The following is a 24562-nucleotide window of genomic DNA, read 5'->3' as shown; positions in this document are numbered from 1 at the left end:
TTCGCATCCAAAGCATAAGACGAGTAGTAGTGCGAACGGTCATAATAGCTACCATTAAAAAAAACGGGTCCTCTATGAGGGACCCGTTTTATTTGTTTCCTTTTAATAATCGTAAGCCATTCAAAATTACAAGAATGGTACTTCCTTCATGTCCAATAACACCGAATGGAAGAGCTAAAAACTGCAAGAAGTTAGAACAAATCAGCATTGCAATGACAGCTAAAGAGAAGATAACGTTTTGCTTCACAATACGGTTCATTCGTTTTGATAAACGGATTGCTTGAGAGAGACGAGATAATTCGTTCTTCATAAGAACAACGTCTGCAGTCTCTAATGCTACGTCTGTTCCTTCACCCATTGCAACACCAATACTAGCAGTAGCGAGTGCAGGTGCATCGTTTATACCATCTCCAACCATGGCGACTATGCCATACTTTTCTTTTAACTGCTTTATCGTTTCAACTTTTGTTTCCGGTAAACATGATGCGTAATATTCTTTTATATTACTTTCATTGGCAATTGCTTTTGCTGTTTCTTCATTATCACCAGTAATCATGATTGCTTCGACACCAATGCTTTGTAAATCACGAATAGCAGCTATTGTTTCTTGGCGAAGGGTATCTTTTAAAGCGATCAGTCCAAGAATACCATCCTCATCACTAATATAAACGACAGTTTTCCCCTCTTTTTCAAGTGAGGCAGAAATGCCATTATGAAATGTTTTTGTTTCTTCCCCGATAAAATCAGCTTTACCAATTTTATAAGCTTTGTTTTCTAATATTCCTTTTAATCCAAAACCAGTTACATCTTCCACGTTTTCTGGTTTTTTTATCGTAATGTCGTAAGCATGTTTTGCATATTTAACAATCGATTCTGCTAAAGGATGTGTAGAGTGACTTTCAATCGCTGCTGTAATAGAAAGTACTTCACTTTCTGCTATGCCTTTTCGAACATATACATCTGTTACAGTAGGTTTTCCTTGTGTTAATGTTCCTGTTTTATCAAAGGCAATCGCCTTTACTGAAGCTAGACGTTCTAAATGAATACCACCTTTAAAGAGAATACCGTTTCTCGCTCCGTTTGAAATTGCTGATAAAGTTGCCGGTGTAATGGCTGCAACTAGCGCACAAGGAGAAGCGACTACAAGTAAGATCATAGCGCGATAAAACGTTTCATTCCAACTCCAATCAAGTAAGAAATGAGGAACGAACATCATAAGCGCAACAACGAGTAGCACACCTTTTACGTATGTTCCTTCAAATTTTTCGATGAATAGTTGTGATGGTGATTTTTCGCTTTGTGCACTTTGAACGAGACGAATAATCTTTTGGAATAATGTTTGATCGCTCGGCTTCGTAATTTTAACTTCGATAGCACCACGTAAATTTACAGTGCCGGCAAATACTTCATCGCCGAATTTTTTCTCATTCGGAATAGGTTCTCCTGTAATAGCTGCTTCATCAATATTTGTTTCACCATTATGAATTGTGCCATCAGCAGGAACACGCTCACCTGGCTTAATTAAAATAATATCGTTAATTTGTAATTGTCCAACTGGAACACGTTCCTCGGTTCCATGTGAAATACGTAATGCTTCTTCAGGTTGTAGATCAAGAAGCGCTGAAATTTCTTTTTGGCTTTTACTTAATGTATAAGATTCCATTGCTCCGCTTAATGCAAAGATGAAGATTAAAATAGCACCTTCTGCCCAGTAACCGATAACTGCGGCACCGATAGCTGCAAAAATCATGAGCATTTCAACATTTAGCTCTTTCTCTTCAATTGTGTCTTCAATACCTTCTTTCGCTTTTGCAAATCCTCCAATTACATAAGCAAGGATATAGAAAGTAATACCTGCACTTATTGCATCATTTTTTGTGAATAACCAACCAGCTAAAATAAAAATACCAGATGCGATTGCAAATATAAGTTCATAATGTTTCTTTAATGTATCCCATAAAGAGGGATGAGAAATATCTTTTTGTGCTTGTAATGTTTTTACTTCTGCGTTCATTAATACTCGCTCCTTCCGAATTCTTATTGAGAAAAAGAATCAAAATCGAAACCCCTATAAAACGACGAAAGCTGCCATCCATAATGGATAGCAGCATTTCTGTTAAATCTGATTTTAATAGTTATTATGTTGTAATTATTCTATAGTATAGCATATGTTTTTCTTAGATGATATGTTTTTGTTTTAGTATAAAGTGAAACTTTAATTAGTGGGAGTTTTGTTCATCCCACACTAATTATTAGCCCTCACCAATCGGGCTTTTACGGGCAGCAGGGCTCCCATCTAACTTCTTTGCCCAGCCAAATTTGGAGGTGGGAGTTTTACTGCCCAGCAAATAGCGGGATAAACTGAAAACTTGTGTTTTCGCATTTCCTTTGGTATATATGAATATTGTTCATAAAAAGGTCGGAAAGGAAGACAGCAAGTTGAAGACAGAGAAATTTTTTACCCATCCGATTGGCGTGTTTATTGCTGCAATAGTAGCAACATTTTTATGGGGAAGCGCATTTCCCTTTATTAAATTAAGCTATGCTGAACTTGGAATTCAGCCACAAGAAGTCGGGGAACAAATATTATTTGCTGGCTATCGCTTTTTCTTATCTGGTGTAATGCTCTTATTATTTTTTAAAGCGTTAGGAAAAGATATGAAGTTCAAAAAAGGAACAGGAAAGCAGTTAGTTCAAATTGGCTTGTTTCAAACTTTTCTTCAATATATATGTTTTTATATTGGAATGAGTTACAGCTCAGGAATTGAAGGAGCGATTATTTCAGGAACATCATCATTCTTTCAAATTTTACTCGCACACTTTTTATATAAAGATGATGCTCTAAATAGGAGAAAAGTAATTGGAGTAGCTATCGGTTTTTGCGGTGTGATTTTAGTGAATGTACCGAGTGATGGAAGTTTATCATTTCATTTTGGAATAGGTAGCTTATTACTTCTTGGGGCAGCGATGATGTATTCGTATGGAAACATATTAGCGAAAGAAGGTAGTAAAACATTAGATATTGGGTATATGACAGCATATCAGATGATTTTCGGATCAATTGGGTTGCTATGCATAGGTGCATTTCGAGTTGGAATGATGCCATTCGCATTTAATCTACATGCAATACTTATGCTCATATATTTATCGTTCTTATCAGCAGCGGGATTCTGTATATGGAATACAATTATGAAGTATAACAAAGTAGGGAAAGTCTCGATGTATATGTTCTTTATACCAGTGTTTGGTGTGCTACTATCAAGTCTGATTTTAGGGGAAGCCATTCATTCCTTTGTACTATTTGGTTTAGCATGTGTCGCAGCGGGAATTATTGTAGTAAATCGTAACCCGGTTAAAAAGAAAGTTGAGCAAAAAAAACAAGTAGCATAGAGAACAGAAAAACGATTAAAATGGAAGAACAGTATTGTTCTTCTTTTTTTACATAGAAAAAGGAGAACGTGCTATATGTAACGAAAAAAAGATAGAATAAAGCATTTATTGAGGAGAACATATTATGAATGTACTTTACATTGTGTTAGTCGGGCAAATTATTCTTTTTGTAATGGGAGCAATTTATGCAATAGGACAGACGAAGAGAACGAGAAATAATATGCCGTTACCTTTAGCGGTTCGTCTTATTCTTAGTTTTTCTTTAACAGGAAGTGCAATTTGGATATGGTTACAAGATCCATCGGTTGAGTATAGTACGTGGGTTGCACTCGGTATGACTTTATCAACTGTAGGGGATTTATTTATGGCAGGATTAATTCCAATTGGTCATCGATTAATTGGAGGAATGGTTACTTTCGCTCTTGCGCATTGTTTCTATGTGAAAGCATTTTTACAAACAGGTATTTCATGGAATGGTTTTTGGATCGGTTTACTCGTATACGGACTTTTTCTAATTATAGGGTGGTTTTTCTTTATTCGAAATGAAAAACAAGACAAACTTTTTACAATAGGCGCTTTAATTTACGGTTTGTGGGTTGGAGGAATGGCATGTTTTGCATTCGCCTTATATTACGAGAATATAGGAATATGGTGGATACCAGCACTTGGTGGTTTACTGTTTGTGATTTCTGATTTTATTATAGGCGTGACAGATATCGGAGGGCGCAAACTGAAGTATGAACCACTTTGGATTTGGTTTACATATGTCGCAGCGCAGATGTGTATTGTATATGTAGGATTATAAAAAGATACTCTCAAAAATAGTTGATAGACTATTTTGAGAGTATCTTTTTTATTGCTATGCTATTATATTTATTTAATTCGTGCAGTATTGTGTACTTTCTAAGCATGGATTTCATAGGGGAAATCCTGCTTGATAGATGGGAAATATAGTATATAAAAATAATGAATTTATAGGGATTATCATTTTATATTTGTAATATTCCAATGTTATAATTCAGAATTTTGTGGAAATTCACCAGTCGGAGTACTTATAATAAAAATAAAAAGATGATGAGATGGTGGAATGATGCAAAAGAAAAAACGTTTGCGTGAATTCTTTGAAATAATTGCAATTGCATGTTTATTGGTGTTTTTGGCAAAAATCTTTTTGTTTTTTCCTACGACTGTAAAAGGAGCATCGATGAGGCCGACGTTACAAGATGGAGATAAAGTAATTATTAATAAACTTGCAAAGAGATTTGAAAGTTATGAGAGAGAGGATATTATTGTCGTGAAGACAGATAATTTCTACGTGAAGAGAGTTATTGGATTACCAGGAGATGTAATTGAGATGAAGAATGATCAATTATATGTTAATCATCAAGTGAAAAACGAAGAGTATTTAAAGAATAATAAAAAACAGGCAGAAAAATTACTTATCAATTTAACTGAAGATTTTGGACCGATTACAATTCCTAAAAATAAAATTTTTGTGATGGGAGATAATCGTTTAGTTAGTAGGGATAGTAGGAACGGCTTAGGACTCATTGATAGAACAGAAGTATTAGGAAAGCTCATGGCGATATATTATCCATTTGAACATGTGAAAATTGTAAATTAGAAATAAGAAAAACCAAGCGAATTAGTTGCTTGGTTTTTCTTATTTAAACAGTTGGTGTGTTATTTATTGTTTCTTGTGAAGCAATGTTTTCATTGTTTCGGTCGATATTTAACATGAATTTTCGTTGTAACAATTGCAATTTAAAGAGTGTTAAAGGATCATGATAAGTTTCTGGGTTTGTTCTTAGCTTTGTTAATGTTTGCTCATCTTCTTGTATTTCAAGTTGGGCTGCTTCTACGGTTTGTTTCAATATGCTAAGAGGGTCTTTAAAGAACATCATGATATCCCGTTCTAGCGCACCTTCAAATACTTCAAATTGAAGGAAGAATTGTTTTGAAATCATCTGAGCAACTTCTGTATAATCTTCTGTTTCAATATATTGTTTATATTTATTTGATAGCATAGATTGATTTTTTTGCATATTACCGAATAATTTCCCTGCACTCTTTAAGAAAAATTGTGTCGGTGTAAAGCGTAATAAAATATTGATGTTAGCTACCGTAATTCTATTCGTCATTCTTGCAACATCTCTATCCCAGTCATCTAGTAATTTGAAATCACAAGGAAGTTTAATACGCTCTTCCTCATAGAGCTTATTAAAGGTATCGCCCATTTCATCTAAATAAGCCTGAGCTTGAATGAATTCATTATGAGCAGTTTCAATCCATTCTTGAATAGACCCAGTAAATTTAGGAAGAAGCACTTGCTGTACATGTTTTTGAATTCTTTCATTCATCGCTACATTTAGTTCTTCATGGACCAATTTGAAATCACTATCTTCTTGAACAAGATCAGAGCAACTCTGCAACAATTCAGGAATTTGAGAATGTATATCCTGCGTAATCTCTTCTTTCGTTAAGATATAAGATTCTGTAATAGAACGAATTTTATCTTTTTGAATGGCAGTAAGATTATTAATAAAACCATCAAGTTTTACTAAAATATGTTTATTCCAGCGGACGGATTTCACTAACGTATTTTCTAATTCCACACGTTCATTTACAAGGTATGCAATTGTTTTTTGGATAAACCATAATAATTTTTCAATGCGTTCTTTTTCCACGTTACGCTGAGTAAGGTTAGAAAGAATAGAGTCTGTTACGTTACCTAGCTGTTCACTACTCTCTTGTGAAGGAGAGTAGGGGAAAAATTGCGTTTCTGGGAAATGTATGAGTATTTTCTTTTTAATGCTGTTCGTAATATTTTCACTAGTATTCGTATCAATTGTTTGTAAGACGAATTGAATTTGTAAATTTGGTACTTGCTCACGAATATATAATAATGTATCGAGCTCTTCATCATGTAATGGTGAAGCTGAATTTAGTACATAGATGAGACTATCTGCTGCCTGTAAGTATTCAAAGTGAGAGCTGTTTTTGTCAAGTTGTCCATGCACAGTAGGTGTGACAAGGAATGAAAACTTATTTTTTCGTAAAAATCTACTTGGTAATTTAACTTCAATACATTTTCTTTCTAGTTCTGACTGAGAAGGTACCGCTAGTATGTTATGAAGTTCGTCAAAGTTTGGTATATTTCGTATATCTAGTTCTGTAAGCTCAGTTATTTCAGTTTGACTATCATCTTTAAATGTAATTGAAGTTGTTATAGCCTCATTTAATATATTTTCTCCTAGTATAGAGTTAATAAAGGCTGACTTATCATAATCGCTAGCGCCTGCTACTAGAAGTTGTGTAACCGTTAAATCGTATAACTCACGAACAAGTAGTGTGAATTGATGACCTAAATCTACATCATTCTTCTCAGCCCATACAGCAATCGTTTCAAATAATGCCGATACGTCTGCCATATCAACATTTGCATGAGCTGATGCATTTGAAAGTAAGGCACCTGCGCTTTTTACGAGTAATGATTCTAGAGTTGTCGGTGAAACTTCATTCCATGCTAATACTGCTGCGGAGACAAGTAAAGAATCTTCCGCTCTCGTTAAACTAAACCAATTTGTTAATAAATCTGGTACAAGTCCTTGTAATTCGTGCATGAAATGTTGTCCAGTAATCAATTCGAAGTACGTCTCTTGATAGCGAGTAGAAATTTCATTCCAATCGTCATGAGCATCTACTTCAATATGTAAGAATAGGTGATTTATTGTTTGAATCCAAGGTAGATGGAATGATTCATTTTCATAGCTGTTCCAAAGTGAGATAACAAGCTCTTTAAATTGAACTTGATCAATTGTATATAAGGCTTTTAAAGATTCATAGAAATACTCAGGTTTAATTTTTTTAGTAAAGCCTCTGTTCACATAATTGATTAAAGTATCGAACCAGTGTAATGATTTTGTTCGAATTCCTTCTTGAACAGCGAGTTCAATAGCGTTATTCCAATCTTCTTGTTTTTCATAGAACGATCGAGCGATTGCAGTAATATTTGGATAGTCTGGTTGAAATGCAACAGCTTCGCTAATCGTCTTAAATGCTAGTCCTAAACGATTTTGCTCTATATAAAGAGAAAGAAGTTGTAGGGAAACTTCCATCGTAAGAGTTGTATCTTCTGTTTGGATAGATGTATAAATTTCTTCTGCTTTTGGTAAGAAATCTAATTCGAAATAAGCATCTGCAATATTCTTCATAGCCCAGAGAGCAAGTTCATTATTTACTTTCTCCCATTTGAATATAGCGGCTTCAAAGTCGTTAGTTTGAAAATAAACTTCACCTTGTGCGAAGCGAATATTAGATATATTGGAGAATTCATTTTTTGATTCATTTATATATGCTTCACCGAGTACTTCCGCTACCGGAATGGAAGAGTCTTCTGTTAAAAATGTTTTATAGTAAATCTTTTGGATAAATTGTTTTTCACTGGTCATGTTCGTTCCCCCTGTATAATTTAGAAAAATGATGTTGTATGTAAAAGGGTGCATGTTACTCTAATAGGTAGAAGTTGCATTATATAGACCAAACTATGTTTTTGCTAGATATATCATTTTTCCTGAGAGTTAAACCGTTGCAAAAAGTAACTTTCCTTTATTGTAACAAAAAAATAAGCCTATGAATTTTTATTTTTTAATCTCGCTATTTATAGGCAGTAAGACTCCTACTCCAAAATTTAGTGAATGCAAGGAAGTTAAGTGGGAGCCCTGCTGCCCGTAAAATCTTGATTGGTGCGAGCTAATAATGAGTGGAGATGGGTAAAAAAACCACTGCTTAAATCTCTGTTTAAGGAATGGAATAGAAGTAGAGTTCATTATAAAAACAATGTATAGTGAATATGTATACCATGTTTGTCTTAAAGATAGAATGGGCACAATATGGAATAACGATCGTGTATAGGATGTGTCTTCCGAATGGAACAACATATTGGCGAGTTAATCGCACATTATGGGTATTTTGGAATTATTATAGCTTTAGCTGGCGGGATTGTTGGATTACCTATACCGGATGAGTTTTTATTGACTTTTATTGGCTATAACATTTCAAAAGGAGTTATGTCAGGAACAGCTGCTTTTTTAAGTGGAATGGCAGGTGCAATGCTTGGCATTACATTAAGTTACATATTAGGTTTAAAACTTGGGCTCCCTGTTTTAAAAAAATATGGTCCGAAAGTTAGAATTAAGGAACATCATATTGAAAAAACACATATTTTATTTGAAAAATACGGTCCATTTCTTTTAATGATTGGTTACTTTATACCGGGAGTACGTCATTTAACAGCATATTTTGCTGGAGTTTCAAATTTAACATTGTGGCGATTTTGTTTGTATGCTTACGGTGGTGCACTAATTTGGATAAGTGTTTTTATTGGCCTAGGTTGGAAACTGGGAGAGAAGTGGCGCTTTGTTGAATATAGTTTACATCATTATGGAATATGGATTTTATTAGTTTCGGCAATTGTAACATTGATTGTGTGGATTTACATAAGGAAAAGACAAAACCGCTAATAATAGCGGTTTTTTAGCTGAAAGCAATAAATAATACACCAGCTGTAATAAAGACTACACCAATACCAGTCATAAAGTTTAACTTTTCACCTAATATAATCATCGCGAGAATAATGGAAAATACTACACTTAATTTATCGATAGGTGCTACTTGTGAAACTTTTCCTGTTTTTAATGCAAGAAAATAAAATAGCCATGACGAAGCACCAGCGATTCCACTTAATGTGATAAATAGCAGTGCTTTTTTATTTAGGAGGACATCACCGATATTTTGAAATTTACCTTGTATAATAATAACTCCTACCATAAATAATGCCATAATAATAGAGCGAATCGTTGTTGCGACGTTGGCATCGATTCCATCTAAGCCGATCTTTCCAAAAATAGATACGAGGGCAGCAGCAATTGCTGATAATAGTGCGAATAATAGCCATGAACTCATAGTGACATTCCTCCAATCTTACATTATTATACATGAAAATCATTCTCATGTATAAAGTGAAACTTTAATCAGTGGGGGAGCATCCCCCACTGATTAGTAGCCTTCACCAATCGGGCGTTTATGGGCAACAGGGCTCCCACCTAACGTCCTTACTCCAGCTGAATTTTGAGGTGGGAATTTACTGCCCACAAATAGCGGGATAAATAACGAAATAAACCCCCGCCCTATATATTTAATAAGGTGGGGGTTTATTATACTACTCTGCTATTTCTTCATATAAAAAGTACGTTACATTATAAATATGCTCTACTTCATCATCCGTCATAAATAATAATTCGTCACGTTCAATCCCTTTTTTCTTTTCAATAAACTCAATCATGTTTTTTCGTTCTTCTCTTTTCATCAATTTTTATTTCTCCCCTCAATCTGTTTTAATACAGTGTATTTAAGTTACTCCTATTATATAACAGAATCTTTAGAAAGTTCCACCTATTTTATTGTTTTTTTCAGAAGAACCTTTCGACAAAACAAGCCCACCTAAGGGGGCTTGTTTTTATTTTATAGTCGTAAAAACTCGGGCTCAGTCGTACCAGCACCATCGATGTAATAAATTGTATCGGGATTGATTTTTATTAGTACGTAATTAGGGTCTTCCGCACCGAGTAACCAGCGTTTTAAGCTATTAGTCCAAAATTTGTTTTTTAATGTTTGATCTTCTTCGATGGAAGCTATACCTTCAACTTCAATGTAATCTTCATCTAATTTCTTTCCTTCACGTCCAAGTAGTACATGTACATTGGGATTTTTTTCGATATCTGTTATCTTTTTTGAATTTCGATCTGTTGCAACATATAGTACAAAATCTTCATGGAAAAACATCATAAAGGCGCTATGTGGTTTATCGTTACGTACAGTAGATAATACACCAGTACGTTGACCTTGAATAATAGTTGCGATTTTTTCTTTTAAGTGCATATTTTTAGCCTCTTTTCATAATTTGTAATTTTTTCTGTCTGAACAAGATAATTTAAATATCTTTCATACTGTTTTCTTCAACCCGATTTTTTAAACGTAATTGTGATGAAATCGGACAAGTTAGGAGATGAATAATAATAATATCGAGGAGAAATACATACGATGGAAGGATGAAAAGCATGTTTAATAAAATATTTCTTATAGTAGCGCTTATAGGTGTACCACTTTCTGTAATCGGGAAAACATTTCATTGGCCACAAACCATTATGTTTGCTGTATACTGCATTACTATTATTGCATTAGCTGGTTTTATGGGGAGGGCGACAGAAAGTTTAGCAATTGTTTCTGGGCCTCGGATAGGTGGTTTATTAAATGCAACTTTCGGTAATGCCGTTGAACTTATCATTTCAATTTTTGCACTTCAGGCAGGGTTAACAGAAGTTGTTTTAGCCTCCTTAACTGGTTCTGTACTTGGAAACTTATTACTGGTAGGAGGGTTATCCTTCTTTATAGGTGGCCTTAAGTATAAAAGACAAAGTTTCAATGTTTATGATGCAAGGCATAATTCAGCTTTATTAATATTTGCTGTTGTCGTAGCCTTTGTTATTCCAGAGATTTTTTCAATGAAGATGGATGCTGGAAAGACGTATCAATTAAGTATTGGTGTTTCTATTATCATGATTATTATGTACCTTGCTGCATTGCTATTTAAGTTAGTTACGCACCGTGGTGTATATCAACATAAAAGTGATGAAGTAGCGCATGAGGAAGAGCCAGAGTGGTCAAAAGGTAAAGCGCTACTCATTTTAGCGATAGCAACACTTGCAGTTGCTTATGTGTCAGAGGCCCTCGTACATACTTTTGAAACGGTCGCAAAGTCGTTTGGCTGGTCAGAGTTATTTATAGGGGTTATTATCGTTGCAATTGTTGGTAATGCAGCAGAACATGCATCTGCGATTATTATGGCATATAAAAATAAAGTGAATATCGCAGTAGAAATTGCAGTAGGTTCTACATTACAAATTGCCATGTTTGTTGCTCCTGTATTAGTACTGCTCTCGATGTTTTTTGCAGAAAGGATGCCTTTAGTATTTACAATACCAGAACTTGTTTCTATGATTACAGCTGTTTTCTTAACTATCGCTATTTCAAATGATGGGGATACAAACTGGTTTGAAGGAGGCACTTTATTAGCTGCGTATGTCATTATGGGAATTGGTTTTTATTTATTATGAAAAATAGGGATAACAATGCTTCAGAGGGAAAACACTAAATACAGTAATTTATATACCTTTACATAGGAAGGAGCCAGACAGGTGAAACGAGTATACAGCATATGTCTTTCAACCATGGTCTCGTTTATTTTATTATTTCCTAACAGTAGTTTTGCAAAGACAACGGTAGAAGTAAAAATGCCTTCATCTGTTTTAAATATTTCAAAGGATAATACATTTCCAAATGACGCACAAGATTTACCGCGTTTACAGCCAAGTAAGTTTGCTCAAGAACTATTGAAAACAGCAAATATCAAAATTGAAAATCCTGATTTAATTCGAATGTTTAATGAAACAACAATTTCGAATGCACCGCTTGCGGTAGGGTACCGGGCGAAAATTTATTTAGGTCAATGGGCATTAAATTATGAGTCGATAGATACATCGATTAATTGGGAATATAAGCAAGTAAATCGAAATGTATATGATAATCGCGGAGGTGATCGCTTATACCCACTTCGCTATAAGCAAGAAACCCAAAAGACAATCGAAGGTGATTTAACAGCAGATATGAAAGATGCTGCAGATGTGAAAAAAATGATGCTTCTAAAAGCGCTTGAAAAAGTACAATTGCCACTTTCATTTAAAACAACTATTGGTTATGGTACTGGACATGAGCGTGTTTATAATATTAGTCCAAGTCAACTTGGATATTTATATGCGTATACACCAGCAGTAAATGAAAAAGGAAAAGTAACATTTGGAGAAGTCTACCTTGTGTTAAAAGGGAATCAAAAAAGGCTTGTCGTGAAAAATATTACATCTCAAGGAATCGGAGCTGCTATTCCAATTCATGATCATTTATTTTTCAAATTTGTTTCTTCATCGCACGCACAATGAAATAAAAAACGTCAGCCTATAAGCTGACGTTTTTTATTTATAACATAATGTTTGATGTTTTTGATAAGAAATCTTCTTTTGGATAGTAGCTATTTTTTACAAGAACATTTGGTCCAAGGCATTTCACAGCAGGACAATGGCAACTTAATGATTTTGCTGTTTTTGAGTCACACCATTTGTCGTAAGCTTCTTGTAGCGTATTTGTTTGTACATTACCTAGAAGCGGGACATCACCGAAGTCGGTCACGATAATATTTCCATCGAAAATATTTACGTTCAAACGAGAACGACCATCTGGATCATTGCGGACAGTTACATTTTTACTTTCATGTAATTTCTTTAGTGTAGCTAAATCATGTTCATTATCACTACATGCATAGAAAGGTAATGTTCCGAATAACATCCACACATTTTCATCACGGATCTCTAATAAATGTTCAACTGCATTTCGAATTTCTTCTTTTGTTAAAATTTCAAGTGTGCTAGCGAAGTCACTCGGATACATCGGGTGCACTTCATGACGTTTACAGCCCATTTCTTCAACAATTTGACGGTGAATATGTTCAATATGTGGTAGAGTTCGTTTGTTTAACATAGTTTCGGCTGATACGAGTACACCTGCCTCTGATAGAGCTTTACTATTTGTAATCATTCTTTCAAATAATTTAGCGCGCTGTTCATAAGTAGGCTTACGCTCCATCATTGCAAATCCGCCTTCAACGAAGTCATCGATTGTTCCCCAGTTATGTGAAATGTGCAATACATCTAAGTAGGGAATAATTTGTTCGTAACGTGCTAAATCTATAGTTAAGTTTGAGTTGATTTGAGTGCGAACGCCTCGTTCATGGGCGTATTTTAAGAGTGGTGTTACATAGTTGTCGACGGATTTTTTTGAAAGCATAGGTTCTCCGCCTGTAATACTTAAAGAACGTAAATGAGGAATCTCATCTAATCGTTTTAATAAAAGCTCCATCGGAAGCGGATTTGGATCTTTCGGCTGTAATGTGTAACCAACAGCGCAATGCTCGCAACGCATATTGCATAACGTCGTCGTTGTAAACTCAACGTTTGTTAATAGTAGTTTGCCGTACTCTTCAAGGTCCATATACGCTTCCCATGGATCGTAAGAAGGAGTAATCGGCTTCATTATTTGTGATATCGTCATATGAAATACTCCTTTGACTATTGAAATAACAATTTGTCCATTCTCTATAATAGAAGAATATGTACTTTTTATAAAGTGAAACTTTTTTGTAAAAAAAGAGAGAGGGCTTACATTATAATGAATTACTGTTATAAAATTGATGAAATTACATGCCCATAGCAATCATTTTTGCGGTATAATAAAAGCAACTCGAATTAAAAGGAGAGTGCCTTCATGGGAAAAGCAATTCAAGATAAAGATACACAATTAGTATATTTAAAAGAGCGTTTAAATATGTTCATTGAAGTAATTGATACAATTGAACCTGAAGAAGTAGAGTTAGAAGATGTAGATCGTCTTCTTGCGATGTTAGATGAATTAGAATTAAAATGTGAGCAATTTAAAAAAGACGAATAATATATTAAAAAGGCTGCCAATACAAAATTGGTAGCCTTTTTCTGTACGGATAATAGAAGGAATATAGAAAAAAAGGTATAATCAAGTTGTGAAAAATTTCATTTATACTTTAATAGCATGAAATAAATAAAAAGCTGAAGAGCATAACAATGGAATTTTCATCTCATAACGTTTTGGTAGCGTTCACAATTGAGGGGGAAGTACAATGGAAAAGCTTCAAGAAAGCATGTATCAACTAGTTGTTGAAACGTCAACGAACTTACCGAAAGATGTTCGTCGTGCGATTCAACAAGCGAAAGAGCGAGAAAACGCAGGGACTCGTTCAGCGATGGCACTTGGCACAATTACGAATAACATTAAAATGGCAGATGATAATATTTCGCCGATTTGCCAAGATACAGGGATGCCAACGTTTAAAATTTATACACCAGTTGGTGTGAATCAATTAAAAGTGAAGGAAGCTATCTATAGTGCGCTTGAGCGGGCGACAAAAGATGGTAAACTTCGTCCAAACTCTGTTGATTCTCTTTTTGGAGACAATAGCGGAAACAATTTAGGACCAGGTACACCTGTTATTAAGTTTGAACAATGGGAAAAAGATTACATTGATGCACGTTTAATTTTAAAAGGCGGCGGTTGTGAGAATAAAAATATTCAATATAGCTTGCCTTGTGAAATAGAAGGACTTGGACGAGCTGGGCGTGATTTAGAAGGAATTCGTAAATGCCTTCTTCATGCAGTATATCAAGCGCAAGGCCAAGGGTGTAGCGCAGGGGTAATCGGCGTCGGTATCGGGGGAGACCGCACATCAGGTTACGAATTAGCAAAAAATCAATTATTCCGTACATTAGATGATGTAAATCCAGTTCCAGAATTACACAAGCTTGAAGAGTATGTATTAGAGAATGCGAATAAGCTTGGCATCGGTACGATGGGATTTGGCGGAGAAACAACTTTATTAGGTTGTAAAATCGGAGTATATAATCGTTTGCCAGCGAGCTTCTACGTATCTGTTGCGTATAATTGTTGGGCATATCGTCGTCTTGGCGTAACAATTCATCCTGAAACAGGTGAAATTATGAATTGGTTATACCAAGAAGGTGAAGATACACTTCAGCAAGATGCTGCGCAAGAACAAACAGAGCAGCGTGAAATCGTATTACAAGCTCCAATTACAGAAGAGCAAATTCGTGAACTTCGTGTTGGTGATGTTGTTACAATTAACGGCATGATGTATACAGGACGTGATGCGATTCATAAACATTTAATGGATAACGATTGTCCAGTAGATTTAAATGGACAAATTATTTATCATTGTGGTCCAGTTGTAGTGAAAGATGAAAATGATAATTGGCAAATTAAAGCGGCAGGTCCAACGACAAGTATTCGTGAAGAGCCATATCAAGGCGATATTATGAAAAAGTTCGGTATTCGTGCTGTAATTGGTAAAGGTGGTATGGGTGCTAAAACATTAGCTGCTTTAGAAGAACACGGTGGTGTGTACTTAAATGCAATTGGTGGTGCAGCACAATATTATGCTGAATGTATTAAAGAAGTGAAAGATGTTGATTTCTTACAATTCGGTATCCCAGAGGCAATGTGGCATTTACGTATCGATGGTTTTAAAGCTGTTGTAACGATGGATTCTCATGGTAAAAGTCTACATGCTGATGTTGATAAAACATCACTTGAAAAATTGGCGAGCTTTAAAGAACCTGTATTTAAGTAAAGAGAAATGCATCTCGAATTATTCGAGGTGCATTTTTTGGTACATATAGAAAAACATGTTCAGCATGAAAGAAAGCAGGGAAACAGAAACTACAGGTACGATTATATATGGAAAGGAGACTATTTATGAAATATAAATGGTTATATATAGGTCTCATTTTTTCAATTATGATGGCACTTGTTCCAGTTTCAACATTTGCTTATACGAATACACCACATAACTGGGGAATCCCACGTCCTAAAAATGAAACGGTGCCAGATGCAGGGAAACTATATACAGAATTACTACAAAAAAATGGTGGGTTTTATTTAGGAGATACGAAGAAAAAAGATATTTATTTAACATTTGATAATGGATACGAAAATGGATATACAGGAAAGATTTTAGATGTATTAAAGGAGAAAAAAGTACCAGCAACTTTCTTTGTGACGGGACATTATATAAAAACACAAAAAGATTTATTATTAAGAATGAAAAATGAAGGACATATTATTGGTAATCATTCTTGGAGTCATCCAGATTTTACAACAGTAAATGATGCAAAACTTCGTGAAGAATTAACGAGCGTAACGGAAGAGATTAAAAAAGTAACAGGGCAAAAAGAAGTGAAATATGTACGCCCTCCGCGAGGTGTATTTAGCGAAAGAACATTAGCTCTTACGAAAGAAATGGGATATTATAACGTGTTTTGGTCGCTTGCATTTCTTGATTGGAAAGTAGATCAGCAAAGAGGATGGCAATACGCTCATAATAATGTAATGACTATGATTCATCCAGGATCTGTTTTGTTACTTCATGCAATATCAAAAGATAATGCAGAAGCACTTGCGAAAATCATTGATGATTTGCGCGAGAAAGGGTATCATTTTAAAAGCCTAGATGATTTAGTAAAAAGCAATCAACCGTAAGCATGTATGCTTGCGGTTTTCTCATGCTATAATGATGTGTAAAAAGGATGGGGAAACGTATGTGGAGCGAACATGTTACGTTAGAATATCCGTACCATTTTGAAGAAGTGCTAAAACGTTTATCTTTCGACCCGTTAAACGTCATTCAATTAGACGAGAAAGTAATTTATGTTCCGCTTTTTATAGACGAAGAACAAATTGTTGTTCGTTTGCAAGGGATTGGTACTGTTCAAAATCCACAGTTTTGGATTTCTAGTCAGGCAGGAGATCAAGAGAAAGTAATGAAACGAATGAGGTCCATTTTTCACTGGAATGAACCGTTTCAAAATATACAAGATCATTTTTTAAACACATCATTACGTCCACTGTTTGAAGCATATGCTTATACTCCAATTATATTAGAATTTGATTATTTCGCTTGTCTTCTTCGTTGTATTATTCATCAACAAATAAATTTGAAATTTGCTACGGTGCTAACCGATCAATTTGTAAAACGATATGGGACAGAGAAGAACGGCGTTTTCTTTTTCCCAACACCAGAAAGAGTAGCGAATATTTCAATAGAGGAATTGAGAGAGCAGAAGTTTAGTCAGCGAAAAGCCGAATATATAGTAGGATTAGCAAAACATATTGCAGGCGGTAAATTAGATTTAGCAAGGATAGAAAACGAAACAGAAGAAGAAGTATCGGCACAATTGTTACCAATAAGGGGTATTGGAGCATGGACAGTGCAAAACTTTTTAATGTTTGGGCTTGGCCGGAAAAACATGTTCCCGGAAGCAGATATCGGGATTAGGCGTGCACTTCAAGGTATATTTCAATTAGATAATAAGCCTGATGATGCATTTTTAGAAAAAGTGAAACAAGAGTGTGAACCATATTGCAGTTATGCAGCGTTATATTTATGGAAAAGTATAGAGTAGAGGTGTAATAATGATACAAAAGCAACAAGAGAGTAAGTTGGAAGTTGGTCAAACGTTTCCTGTGACAATTAAACGTCTTGGGATTAACGGAGAAGGCGTTGGTTATTTTAAGAGACAAGTTGTTTTCATTCCAGGGGCATTACCAGGAGAAGAAGTTGTTGCTGAAGCAACGAAAATTCAGCGTGGCTTCGCTGAAGCGAAAGTGAAAAAAGTTCGTAAATCATCACCACATCGTGTGAAAGCACCATGTTCAGTATATGAGGAGTGTGGTGGCTGTCAATTGCAGCACTTAGATTATAAAGAACAATTAAATCAAAAGCGTGATATCGTTGTACAAGCATTCGAGAAGTATATGAATGACAATCTAGAAGAGAAAATTCGCCCGACGCTTGGTATGGAAAATCCATGGCATTATCGTAATAAAAGTCAATTGCAAGTGGGGCGTAAAGACGAAAAGGTTATTACAGGGTTATATAAGCAAAACTCACATCAGTTAATTGATATTTCTCATTGCATAATTCAACATAAAGCAACGAATGAAGCGACAAAAGTTGTAAGACGTATATTAGAAAAGTTAAATGTTTCTATTTACAATGAGAAAAAACAAAAAGGTTTAGTACGTACAATTGTGACACGTACTGCAGTTCAAACAGGGGAAGTACAAGTCACACTTATTACAACAAAAGAAGAATTACCAAATAAAGATCAATTTATCGCAGAAGTACAAAAACAGATGCCAAGTGTTAAATCAATTATGCAAAACGTAAACTGGCGTAAAACATCTGTTATTTTCGGTGATAAAACATTTAAATTAGCTGGAAAAGAAGTAATTCAAGAAACACTAGGTGATTTATCATTTGAGTTATCAGCACGCGCATTCTTCCAACTAAATCCAGAACAAACGGTTGTTTTATACGATGAAGCGAAAAAAGCAGCTGCTTTAACAGGAAACGAGAAGATTGTGGATGCATATTGCGGTGTCGGTACCATTGGACTTTGGCTTGCGAATGATGCAGCAGAAGTACGTGGTATGGATGTAATTCCAGAAGCGATCGAAGACGCAAAGAAAAATGCAAAACGCCACGGATTCACAAATACAAAGTATGAAGCTGGTAAAGCGGAACAATGGTTACCAAAGTGGGTAAAAGAAGGATGGCGTCCAGATGTCATTGTTGTCGATCCACCGCGTACAGGTTGCGATGATAAATTACTTGAAACGATTTTAAAAGTGAAACCGAAACAAGTTGTTTACGTATCTTGTAACCCATCATCGTTAGCACGTGATGTGAACGCATTAATGAAGAGTTATGAAGTGGAATATGTACAACCAGTTGATATGTTCCCACATACAGCTCATGTGGAGAATGTAGTTAGATTAAAGTTGAAATAAGAAGGAGTAAAAATGTTGATGTAGTTAACTGCATCAACATTTTTTGTTATATTAGCAGCTAGATTCAAGGTAATTACTTATCACGTTACATAATCAATATACATATTTTCTGTAGAGAGTATATGAGTTTTTCTTTCTAAATTCGAAATGAGTTTGTAAAAATATACAGTATTAAGATTGTATAGACCACTACGCTTTAATAAATTACAATATGTATGTATTATAGCGATTTTGCTATAGAAAATAAGCTAAAAGGGAGAAGATTTATGAAAAAATGGTTGGCATTATTTGTTTTTGGAATCGTTTCTTTATTCGCAACTTCTGCGTATGCGGAATCGTATGAAACAACAAAAACATTAAAAGTGTATGAAAGCCGCAGTTTTAATTCACCTGTGAAAAAAGAACTTCAGCCAGGAGAAAGAGTTTATGTTACAAATCGACATCCTAGTGGATGGTGGAGGTTTAGTGGAGGATTTATTGCTCCTGAGGGTGCTCAAGTAGAAATTAATCGGACTTTTGAAGCTTTTGATTGGATTAATATGGACAGTGCGAAGCACGTATTTGGTCCTCAAACTGTTATTGCACGTGATGGTACACTGAGAGGTGAGATTCTAATTGATACATATTTGGGGCAGAAGTGGACAAGTGTAAATGGAATGCCGCAAATAATGCAGCAGAATTTCGCAGCATACAGTAGCCCGGAAGCTAAAAACCCAGATGTTTGGTTCGCTCCACAAACAGTTAATATTTTGCAGACAAAAGAAAACGGTTGGTCTTTAATTAATACGTATTTAGGAGCAAAGTGGATTGTTCGTTATCCACACGTGGAACATATTAATCGTGATTTTTATGGATACAATGAACCTAAGTACATGCATCACGGTGTGAAATTTTCAGCTCAATCTGTAAGAGTACTTCAACAAGGAGAAAATGGTTGGAAGAAAATCAAGGCTGATGTTGGAGAAAAATGGATTGCACCACAAGGGTCTTATTACTATGTACCAAATGTCTTTACAGCATTTGATCAACCTTTAGGTAGAGCGATTGGAAGTTTTACACCACAAACGGTATTTGTAGTTGAAGAATCTACAACGTCATTTGGGTGGTTAAAGATTCGAACTTATTTAGGAGATACTTGGATTCGTACGAATAGAAACTAGTAAATAGATTACTGTATTCCTTTTGGAATGAAGTAACAATATGTTATAGTTCCCTCATATGGCAAAGCTGTATGAGGGATTATATTTTTAGCCTATTAAAGGCAAGGAGAATACAATGAACAATTATAAATTAACAATTCAGTATGACGGTGCACGATATAAAGGGTGGCAACGTCTTGGTAACAATGACAATACGATTCAAGGAAAAATCGAAAGCATAATATCTGAAATGGTCGGGAAAGAAATTGAGATTGTCGGCTGTAGTAGAACGGATGCTGGTGTACACGCTTTAAATCAAGTAGCTAACTTTAAAAGTGATGAGAAGTTAGTAGAACATAAAGTGAAAAAATATTTAAATCAATATTTACCAAATGATATTAGTATTACGAGTGTAGAAGAAGTTTCAGACCGCTTTCATGCTCGTTACAATTCTAAGGCGAAAACATATTTATATAAAATTTGGAATGAAGAGCATACGCACCCATTTATGCGTAAATATAGCATGCACGTTAATAAACAATTAAATGTGAAAAGCATGAAAGAAGCTGCGAAACATTTAGTTGGTTCTCATGACTTTACTGCTTTTTCGAATGCGAAGTCTAAGAAAAAGTCTATGGTCCGAGAAGTATATACGCTTGAGGTTTCCGAAGAATCAGGATTTGTACAAATTAGAATAAGTGGTAATGGATTCCTTCATAACATGGTGCGAAAAATTGTTGGAGCATTAATTGAAGTTGGATTAGGGCAATTAGATGCAGAAGCAATTCCGCAAATTTTAGAGGATAAGCAGAGAAATCAAATTAATTGCCTTGCTGAGGCGAGTGGATTGTATTTGGAGAATGTTGAGTTTTAGAAAAGATATGGATAAGAACAAAGCACTCATTTGAGTGCTTCTTCTTTTATGCTGATGCAGTAGTCTTATCTTTTCGGAAAATCCCCATTAATCCTCCGATTAATAATAAAACACCTGGTAATAAGTAAACAATAGAAATACAAATAAATCCACCAATGGCAGCGATAGTCATCATAATGCCACCTACTTTAGCTTTGCTCTTAACCATAACACATCCAACAATCCCCAATATTGAAAGAGCTACAGCAGCCCAGCCTAATCCAATAATTTGATTAGCTCCGTCAGCTTCAACTGCTGCTCCTACACCTCCGATAAATAAAGCGATGAATGCACATAAAATCCCGAATATACCACCGATTAATCCTAATACAAACTCTGCTGTTCTTTTCATAGTAACCACCTTTTAGAATATATTTTATTTAGAGTTAAAGAAAACTTTTTTACTTTCATGAGTTTCGAATTGAATTTTAAAATCGTCACCAGTGTTAACCAATTGAGAGATGTAACCTTCCCCTTCAGCGCCTTTATAAAGTTTTTGATGTAGTTCATTTGGTGTTACAGCGTACTGGTCATTATTGTAAACATGTCCATCATTTGAAACAAGCTTGAAATTCGATCCGAATAAATCATATTCGTGATCTTGTGTTTCAGCATCAGTAACTTTACCTTTGATTTTCACTAGAACCCATTCTTTTCCTTCTGGAGCAGCTTCGTTAAATTGATTTTCCTTTTTTAATATTTCAAGGGCTTGATCGCCACGAATTACTTCTAAAATAGATAATTCAACTTTAGTCTTGAATTTTTCAAATTTGCCGTCTTCACTATTGAAGATAACATCATTAACAGTAGCAGTTTCATTAAAGTTAATTGGATTAGAACGAGTTCCCTTAGCGGATTCTGTTTTTGATTCTTTTTGTTTTTCTTTTGTCGTATCTTGTGGAGCTTGTTCTTTTTCTTTTGTTTGCACACTATTATTTGTTTGTTCATTTGATCCGCAAGCCGCTAACCCGAAAATTAATGAACTACATGCTAATGTAAGTAAAATTTTTTTATACACAAATTAGTCCTCCTAGATATTGAAATGTCAGATTTAGAACTTACATGATAACAAATATAATGAATACAAAATGTCGAAAATTGTCGGTTTTGTCAAAGAGCATTTATTCTGTATATAATCAATTTTAAATTAAATTTCAAAATCTTGAGATGGAGGGAATATAAAAAAACACGAGATCTGTAAACGTCTCGTGTTTGAATATGATAATTAACTTTGTTCGTTTAAGAAGATTTTTCTCTTTTTATACGTAGCTTTAAATTCCAAAAAGCAGCAAGCATAATAGCTGCAAAGGAGCCGCTAATTGTGCCTAAGAGCTTTGCATGAGGAAAGCTATTCATATCAGCATTAATGAATAACATCATACATAGAACGGCGGGGAGAAGGTATAAGTATTTTAATAAATTTAATTTTTTATCACTACTCATATATATAGCCCCTTTCTAGCATGTTACATGTATATTGTAACATATTCTTCCAAAAAAAATTGCACTTGGAGAAAGATTCATTTCATATGTGTAAATGCAATTTTTTAATTCGATATTGTAAGTTTTGTCTGCTCAATCCTAAAAATTTTGCGGCTTGTGAGATATTACCTTTATTTTCTTTAAGAATTTGATGGATATATTTCTTTTCCATTTCTTCGATTATATGTTTTAAAGTTTGTGGCGTATCAGTATTATGACTAGTTAGCGGAGTCTGCATATTGAGTTCCTTTTTTGCTAGTTCGCGAAAGTGCGTTGGCATATGGAACGCTGTAATGATATCTTCATTTTCTATTAAGTTCATGGATCCTTCAATTATATGTTCTAGTTCTCTCACATTACCAGGCCACTCGTATTTATAGAAGAAGTTATTTACGTTTAAATCTACATCTTTTACGCTAAGATCAAATTGGATATTGTATTTTTCAATAAAGTGTTGAACAAGATATGCAATATCTTCTTTTCGTTCCCGTAAAGGTGGAAGACATAAAGTAACAACGCTTAATCGGTAATATAAGTCTTGTCTTAATCGATTGTGTGCTATGGCTTCAAGAGGATCTTCATTAATAGTTGCTATAATACGAACATCAATTTCTTTTTCTTGTGTGCCTCCAATTCTTCGTATTGTTTTTTCTTGTATAGCCCGCAGCAATTTAGCTTGAAGTGTTGGACTTAATGAGTTGATCTCATCTAATAACAAGGTCCCACCGTTTGCTTCTTCAAATAAACCAGGTTTATCTATTGCTCCTGTAAAAGCACCTCGATTTGTACCAAATAGTAAACTTTCCATTAAGGTTTCTGGTATAGCGGCACAGTTTTGCGAAATAAATGGTTTTGTTGAGCGCTGGCTTTCATTATGGATGCTTTGCGCAAATAGCTCTTTACCAGTCCCTGTTTCTCCGATGATAAGTATGGAGGAGGGCGTACGTATTACCCTTCTTGCTTCTGTAATGACAGATTGAATCGCTTTAGAATCACCAATTATGTGATCAAAGGTAAACTTAGTATTTTGTTTGCGAGAAAGGTTTGTTTTCATTGTTTGCTTTAAATGACTAATCTCTTTTGAAATTTCAATAGCGCCTTTAATTTTTCCATTTTCTATTATAGGGAAAGTATCATTAATCGTCGTAATTTCTTGCCCTTTATTGTTAAAATACGTTTGTTTTATATTTTTTTTTGTTTTTCCAAATTTTAATGCCTCTATAAGAGTACTATTTTTATTTTCTTCAAATGCAAATACCTCTAAAGGACTTTTATATAGCACATCTAAGCGGTCCATTGATTCAATTTCCATCATTTTACGGTTATAGATAATCGTTTTACTTTCCTCATTAATAATATGAATCCCGATATCGAGTTCATTGAGTAAAGCTTCATATAGCGCATTCATTTCAATAATTTGTTTAAAATTAATTTCTTCTGTATGCATGTATCATCTTCTCCTCGTTTCACCCTATGAAGACTGACTTTTTATAATTTTATTAAAATTCTCATAAAATCGCAAAATTTTTTTGCTATTTTCTTTTAAAACTTTTTAAACGATAGAAAAATTTTGCGGTTATGTAGATTTTTTTGTACGAAATCTTAATTTTTATATAGATATTGAGGTTGGTACGTATCTTGCATAAATAATAATTGAAATCTTTAAATGGAAGGAGTGGGTGAATTAGAACTTTTCATAGGGTATGTGACATTTCAGTGCAAATTAATTAAGAGGAGGAATTTATAAAGTGAAGACGGTTATAGAAGGCGTGTATAGTCCTTGTTACGGGAAAGTAGAGAAATTATTTGTTACTGAAAGTTCTTACGTATATGAGTGGGAAAAATTAGCGTTAATTGAAACAATAGATAAGCAGCAAGTGGAAATTAAAGTGGGAATCAGTGGTTATATCGAATCATTAGAAGTGGTAGAAGGACAAGCTATCGCTGATCAAAAACTATTAATAACAGTGAGGGATGACCTTTTAATAACAGGTAGTGATTAATATAAGTAATATGTATTTTTGCTATTTTAAATAATTATTTTTACTATGAAGAATTTTAAAAACGCTTACAT

Annotated in this window: 24 protein-coding genes; 14 read left to right on the top strand and 10 right to left on the bottom strand. The window is 34.6% G+C overall.

Annotated elements, in window-relative coordinates; genetic code table 11:
* Positions 1 to 88: 88 nt before the first annotated feature.
* Positions 89 to 1750, bottom strand: coding sequence for a heavy metal translocating P-type ATPase (locus QCI75_RS24495; RefSeq protein ID WP_483299477.1), 1662 nt, complete (start codon positions 1748 to 1750; stop codon positions 89 to 91).
* A gap of 689 nt (positions 1751 to 2439) precedes the next feature.
* Here QCI75_RS24495 and QCI75_RS24490 point away from each other — a divergent pair.
* The 3 genes from QCI75_RS24490 to lepB all read left to right on the top strand — a co-directional run bounded on the left by QCI75_RS24490 (position 2440) and on the right by lepB (position 5014).
* Positions 2440 to 3390: a DMT family transporter gene (locus QCI75_RS24490; protein WP_353761571.1), complete on the top strand. Its 951-nt coding sequence runs from the start codon at positions 2440 to 2442 to the stop codon at positions 3388 to 3390.
* A 124-nt stretch (positions 3391 to 3514) separates the two neighbouring features.
* The gene (locus QCI75_RS24485; protein WP_078185170.1) at positions 3515 to 4195 is read left to right on the top strand and encodes a lysoplasmalogenase; all 681 of its coding nucleotides are present in this window, start codon (positions 3515 to 3517) and stop codon (positions 4193 to 4195) included.
* Positions 4196 to 4477: 282 nt separating this feature from the next.
* A complete protein-coding gene (gene lepB / locus QCI75_RS24480; RefSeq protein ID WP_098780342.1) occupies positions 4478 to 5014 on the top strand; it encodes a signal peptidase I in 537 nt (178 codons plus the stop codon).
* Positions 5015 to 5057: 43 nt separating this feature from the next.
* Here lepB and QCI75_RS24475 read toward each other — a convergent pair whose 3' ends face one another.
* On the bottom strand, positions 5058 to 7841 hold the full coding sequence (locus tag QCI75_RS24475) for a tetratricopeptide repeat protein (RefSeq protein WP_144505820.1): 2784 nt from the start codon (positions 7839 to 7841) through the stop codon (positions 5058 to 5060).
* 477 nt (positions 7842 to 8318) lie between these two features.
* On the opposite strand from QCI75_RS24475, the gene QCI75_RS24470 reads away from it, so the two are divergent.
* Positions 8319 to 8912, top strand: coding sequence for a DedA family protein (locus tag QCI75_RS24470; protein ID WP_002115865.1), 594 nt, complete (start codon positions 8319 to 8321; stop codon positions 8910 to 8912).
* Positions 8913 to 8925: 13 nt separating this feature from the next.
* Here the strand turns inward: QCI75_RS24470 and QCI75_RS24465 are convergent, their stop codons facing one another.
* From QCI75_RS24465 to QCI75_RS24455, 3 genes are all read right to left on the bottom strand, one after another.
* Complete coding sequence (locus tag QCI75_RS24465) at positions 8926 to 9354, bottom strand: EamA family transporter (protein ID WP_002115869.1); 429 nt, start codon at positions 9352 to 9354, stop codon at positions 8926 to 8928.
* Positions 9355 to 9610: 256 nt separating this feature from the next.
* Complete coding sequence (locus QCI75_RS24460; RefSeq protein ID WP_000817786.1) at positions 9611 to 9757, bottom strand: BH0509 family protein; 147 nt, start codon at positions 9755 to 9757, stop codon at positions 9611 to 9613.
* 155 nt (positions 9758 to 9912) lie between these two features.
* On the bottom strand, positions 9913 to 10329 hold the full coding sequence (locus tag QCI75_RS24455) for a pyridoxamine 5'-phosphate oxidase family protein (protein WP_002125015.1): 417 nt from the start codon (positions 10327 to 10329) through the stop codon (positions 9913 to 9915).
* A gap of 179 nt (positions 10330 to 10508) precedes the next feature.
* On the opposite strand from QCI75_RS24455, the gene cax reads away from it, so the two are divergent.
* Both cax and QCI75_RS24445 read left to right on the top strand, forming a co-directional pair.
* A complete protein-coding gene (cax, locus tag QCI75_RS24450) occupies positions 10509 to 11564 on the top strand; it encodes a calcium/proton exchanger (RefSeq protein WP_144505821.1) in 1056 nt (351 codons plus the stop codon).
* An 81-nt stretch (positions 11565 to 11645) separates the two neighbouring features.
* Positions 11646 to 12443 carry a YfkD famly protein gene (locus tag QCI75_RS24445; protein ID WP_002151668.1) on the top strand — a complete coding sequence of 266 codons (798 nt, stop codon included), beginning with the start codon at positions 11646 to 11648 and terminating at the stop codon, positions 12441 to 12443.
* 37 nt (positions 12444 to 12480) lie between these two features.
* On the opposite strand, the gene yfkAB is transcribed toward QCI75_RS24445, so the two are convergent.
* Positions 12481 to 13608, bottom strand: coding sequence for a radical SAM/CxCxxxxC motif protein YfkAB (gene yfkAB, locus QCI75_RS24440; RefSeq protein WP_002125019.1), 1128 nt, complete (start codon positions 13606 to 13608; stop codon positions 12481 to 12483).
* A 213-nt stretch (positions 13609 to 13821) separates the two neighbouring features.
* Here yfkAB and QCI75_RS24435 point away from each other — a divergent pair, with 213 nt between their 5' ends.
* From QCI75_RS24435 to truA, 7 genes are all read left to right on the top strand, one after another.
* Positions 13822 to 14004, top strand: a complete 183-nt coding sequence (locus QCI75_RS24435) for an SE1561 family protein (RefSeq protein ID WP_000513558.1) — start codon at positions 13822 to 13824, stop codon at positions 14002 to 14004.
* A gap of 205 nt (positions 14005 to 14209) precedes the next feature.
* Positions 14210 to 15733 carry a class I fumarate hydratase gene (gene fumA / locus QCI75_RS24430; RefSeq protein ID WP_199675024.1) on the top strand — a complete coding sequence of 508 codons (1524 nt, stop codon included), beginning with the start codon at positions 14210 to 14212 and terminating at the stop codon, positions 15731 to 15733.
* A gap of 125 nt (positions 15734 to 15858) precedes the next feature.
* Positions 15859 to 16641 carry a delta-lactam-biosynthetic de-N-acetylase gene (gene pdaA, locus QCI75_RS24425; RefSeq protein WP_016093405.1) on the top strand — a complete coding sequence of 261 codons (783 nt, stop codon included), beginning with the start codon at positions 15859 to 15861 and terminating at the stop codon, positions 16639 to 16641.
* Positions 16642 to 16700: 59 nt separating this feature from the next.
* On the top strand, positions 16701 to 17564 hold the full coding sequence (locus QCI75_RS24420; protein ID WP_144505825.1) for a DNA-3-methyladenine glycosylase family protein: 864 nt from the start codon (positions 16701 to 16703) through the stop codon (positions 17562 to 17564).
* Between the two features lie 10 nt (positions 17565 to 17574).
* Positions 17575 to 18954: a 23S rRNA (uracil(1939)-C(5))-methyltransferase RlmD gene (gene rlmD, locus QCI75_RS24415; protein ID WP_144505826.1), complete on the top strand. Its 1380-nt coding sequence runs from the start codon at positions 17575 to 17577 to the stop codon at positions 18952 to 18954.
* A 266-nt stretch (positions 18955 to 19220) separates the two neighbouring features.
* Positions 19221 to 20114 (top strand): S-layer protein, encoded by an 894-nt coding sequence (locus QCI75_RS24410; protein WP_353761328.1) that lies wholly within the window; start codon positions 19221 to 19223, stop codon positions 20112 to 20114.
* Positions 20115 to 20229: 115 nt separating this feature from the next.
* Positions 20230 to 20967 carry a tRNA pseudouridine(38-40) synthase TruA gene (gene truA / locus QCI75_RS24405; protein ID WP_144505828.1) on the top strand — a complete coding sequence of 246 codons (738 nt, stop codon included), beginning with the start codon at positions 20230 to 20232 and terminating at the stop codon, positions 20965 to 20967.
* 46 nt (positions 20968 to 21013) lie between these two features.
* On the opposite strand, the gene QCI75_RS24400 is transcribed toward truA, so the two are convergent.
* From QCI75_RS24400 to QCI75_RS24385, 4 genes are all read right to left on the bottom strand, one after another.
* Positions 21014 to 21358 (bottom strand): DUF4064 domain-containing protein, encoded by a 345-nt coding sequence (locus tag QCI75_RS24400; RefSeq protein WP_002010275.1) that lies wholly within the window; start codon positions 21356 to 21358, stop codon positions 21014 to 21016.
* Between the two features lie 24 nt (positions 21359 to 21382).
* The gene (locus tag QCI75_RS24395) at positions 21383 to 22024 is read right to left on the bottom strand and encodes a hypothetical protein (RefSeq protein ID WP_144505829.1); all 642 of its coding nucleotides are present in this window, start codon (positions 22022 to 22024) and stop codon (positions 21383 to 21385) included.
* Between the two features lie 221 nt (positions 22025 to 22245).
* Complete coding sequence (locus QCI75_RS24390; protein ID WP_353761326.1) at positions 22246 to 22449, bottom strand: hypothetical protein; 204 nt, start codon at positions 22447 to 22449, stop codon at positions 22246 to 22248.
* Positions 22450 to 22531: 82 nt separating this feature from the next.
* Positions 22532 to 23935, bottom strand: a complete 1404-nt coding sequence (locus QCI75_RS24385) for a sigma-54 interaction domain-containing protein (protein ID WP_144505831.1) — start codon at positions 23933 to 23935, stop codon at positions 22532 to 22534.
* Between the two features lie 301 nt (positions 23936 to 24236).
* Here QCI75_RS24385 and QCI75_RS24380 point away from each other — a divergent pair, with 301 nt between their 5' ends.
* The gene (locus QCI75_RS24380; RefSeq protein ID WP_002010281.1) at positions 24237 to 24491 is read left to right on the top strand and encodes a biotin/lipoyl attachment domain-containing protein; all 255 of its coding nucleotides are present in this window, start codon (positions 24237 to 24239) and stop codon (positions 24489 to 24491) included.
* Positions 24492 to 24562: the final 71 nt, after the last annotated feature.

The sequence above is a fragment of the Bacillus cereus group sp. RP43 genome (assembly GCF_040459645.1).
Taxonomy (GTDB): domain Bacteria; phylum Bacillota; class Bacilli; order Bacillales; family Bacillaceae_G; genus Bacillus_A; species Bacillus_A mycoides_C.
The sequence above is the reverse complement of the archived record's forward strand: the minus strand, read 5'-3'. Positions and strand labels throughout refer to the sequence as shown.